The following is a 2,166-nucleotide window of genomic DNA, read 5'->3' as shown; positions in this document are numbered from 1 at the left end:
ATGACCACACCCCGCCCGCAGAGGATGTGTGGGCGGCGGCGGACGGCGACGGCGAGGAGGTGTCCACCAGCCGGTACCCGTTGCTGTACGTGCCGGACTCCTGGGACGTGCGCTCCATGCTGGAACTGGAAGCTCCCGCTATCGACTACCGCATGCAACGAAACGACGGCGGCGGGCTCACCGTACGGATGGCGCACCCCGACGGTTCCTGGGCCCGGGCTGAGGCGGCCAGCCGCCGCGCGTCGCCGACCGTTCACCAGGGCGGGCCCCGGCGGCTGTGGGACATGCTGGAGGACATCCGCGACCGCCTCAACATGTGGGGGGAACTGCCCGTGTACGGGGCCACCGTCACCATCACCCCCGACGGCGAGACCACACTCTCCCGCGGCCGTTGGTCGGCCACCCTGTAGTACCTGGTCAAGGCCCGTCACGAGACACCGTCACCGTGACGCTGCCGGCAGCCCCGGCGCTGACGGCGGATCAGAGTGGCGTACCGGGCGGCCAGCGCCCGCAACATGTCGTAGAGGGTGAGGTAGGCACCGACCGTGCGGTGGTGCTGCTTCACGGTGGCCGGGGTGCGGGTGCTGCGGCTCAGCCAATCGGACATCACCCGCTCGACGATCTCCTGGGTCTCGGCGGCGGTGAGGCAGAGCCTGGGAGACATCCGACTGTAGACGGTGCGGACCGACGGGCGGCGAGGGCTCGAAGATGTCCTCGGCCCAGGCGGCCATGAGCGCGGCGACATCCGGCTCGGCGTACCGGGCGTGGACCATCGCGCCGATCTGGCGGTCCCCGGCGCTGGTGCAGCGCAGCATCGACCGCGCGGTGAACTGGATGGCTGCCCGGTCGGCGGCGGCGAGATCCGGCCGCCGATCATAGGAGAGGCCCTTCCCCGAGTCCGGAGGCGACGTGCCGGCCGTTGACTCGGCAGTCCAGGCGTCGGTGTACGCGGTCCGAGCGTTCCCGAACCGGGCGACCTCGTCGAGTCCCGGTCGGCCGTTGACCCGGGTGAGCTCGCTGCGTTGGCAGGCGGGGCAGCAGCCCGTCTTCTCCCGGATCCGGCGCGCTTCGGCGTCGGCGACGCGGTCGAGCCGCAGCCGTTCGCGGTCCATGGAATGCCGTACGGCCAGGGCCTGTTCCTCGTTCCAGAAGACCTCGTCGATCAGATCGGGGTCTTCGAAGACCGCGTGGAGCAGGGTAGTGGACATCGCCTCGTACGCGCCCCCGGGCCACTGCCGCTTTGATCAGGAGGTCGGCGTGGGGGCCCCTTCGAGGAGGGCGGGTTGTCCCGGCCGTGCTCGTCGTGCTGGGCATACCCCCACTCCTGGGCCATGGCGACGAGCGCGTCCGGGGTGCAGGCCGCGAGGTGCCCCTCGCAGCGTGTGATGACCCAGCTCACAGGCTGATACGGGCAGGCAGTGGTGCGGCACAGCTCGTAGACGCGATCCTGGGAGAGAATCAGATCGAGGCGGCGCTCTCCGCCTTCTCGCAGTCGGGGTGGACCGGTTTACCCCTGGCCGGGCCCCTGTCAACGGCTCACCCACACCTTCACCTCGATCGGGTCCCCGCACATGCCGCACACCGCCGGTTTCGCCGCTCGCCGCTCCACGGACCTGTCAGGGGAGAGCACGGTCACCGGGGAGGAGCGCGGCACGGTGTAGATGCGCAGGTCGTCGGGGGTGGCCCGGTGCTTCTGTCCTGTGCGGCCCCTGCGGACAGGGATCCGGGCCCGCGTCGTCCAGCGGATCGCCCATCAGCCAGGCGTGCGCGCCTTCGACGGTGGAGCGGGTGTGGGCGAACCGGTTGACGGGCTGGAAGTGCCGGTCGGCCAGAGCCGTCCAGCCGCCAGCCCGGGACGCTGCGGCGCGGAACGCTGTGGCGAGGTTGTGGGCGACCTCGACGTAGACGTCGCTGCCGGGGGTCACCCAGGAGTCGACGACGTCCATCACCGCCGTGACGGTGTCGGGGTCGAGCCGCTGGGGCTTGTCGGACAGGTCGACGCCGATGCCCCCGCGGCAACGCTCGCTGCCCGCTGTTGAGCTGCGGGAGCTGGCTTGGCTTCGCTGACCTCATGACTCACCCCGGACAGCGGCGCATTCGTGTCCATGGCAAGATCGCTGTCCTTGTCGTGTACGGGAGAGCAGGGGGCGGGGATGGGTCGGCGTA

At 70.7% G+C, this 2,166-nt stretch carries 3 protein-coding genes and 1 pseudogene; 2 read left to right on the top strand and 2 right to left on the bottom strand.

Annotated elements, in window-relative coordinates:
* A pseudogene (locus FF041_RS34635) lies at positions 1 to 410 on the top strand (protein-L-isoaspartate(D-aspartate) O-methyltransferase); the annotation flags it as partial.
* Positions 411 to 427: 17 nt separating this feature from the next.
* On the opposite strand, the gene FF041_RS34630 reads toward FF041_RS34635, so the two are convergent.
* Complete coding sequence (locus tag FF041_RS34630) at positions 428 to 664, bottom strand: hypothetical protein (protein WP_153526406.1); 237 nt, start codon at positions 662 to 664, stop codon at positions 428 to 430.
* A 44-nt stretch (positions 665 to 708) separates the two neighbouring features.
* Here FF041_RS34630 and FF041_RS34625 point away from each other — a divergent pair, with 44 nt between their 5' ends.
* Entirely contained in the window at positions 709 to 879 is a 171-nt protein-coding gene (locus tag FF041_RS34625; RefSeq protein ID WP_153526405.1) for a hypothetical protein, read from the top strand.
* Between the two features lie 737 nt (positions 880 to 1,616).
* On the opposite strand, the gene FF041_RS34620 is transcribed toward FF041_RS34625, so the two are convergent.
* Positions 1,617 to 1,949, bottom strand: coding sequence for a hypothetical protein (locus tag FF041_RS34620; RefSeq protein ID WP_153526404.1), 333 nt, complete (start codon positions 1,947 to 1,949; stop codon positions 1,617 to 1,619).
* Between the last annotated feature and the right edge of the window lie 217 nt (positions 1,950 to 2,166).

Origin of the sequence: Streptomyces jumonjinensis, assembly GCF_009600885.1 — a bacterium.
GTDB lineage: Bacteria > Actinomycetota > Actinomycetes > Streptomycetales > Streptomycetaceae > Streptomyces > Streptomyces jumonjinensis.
Note: the sequence above shows the minus strand (reverse complement) of the source record. Positions and strands in the feature narration are given on the sequence as shown.

Excerpts from the sequence above, each read along its gene's own strand:
- FF041_RS34625 (WP_153526405.1), top strand. The coding sequence starts at position 709 with ATGTCCTCGGCCCAGGCGGCCATGAGCGCGGCGACATCCGGCTCGGCG.
- FF041_RS34630 (WP_153526406.1), bottom strand. The coding sequence starts at position 664 with ATGTCTCCCAGGCTCTGCCTCACCGCCGCCGAGACCCAGGAGATCGTC.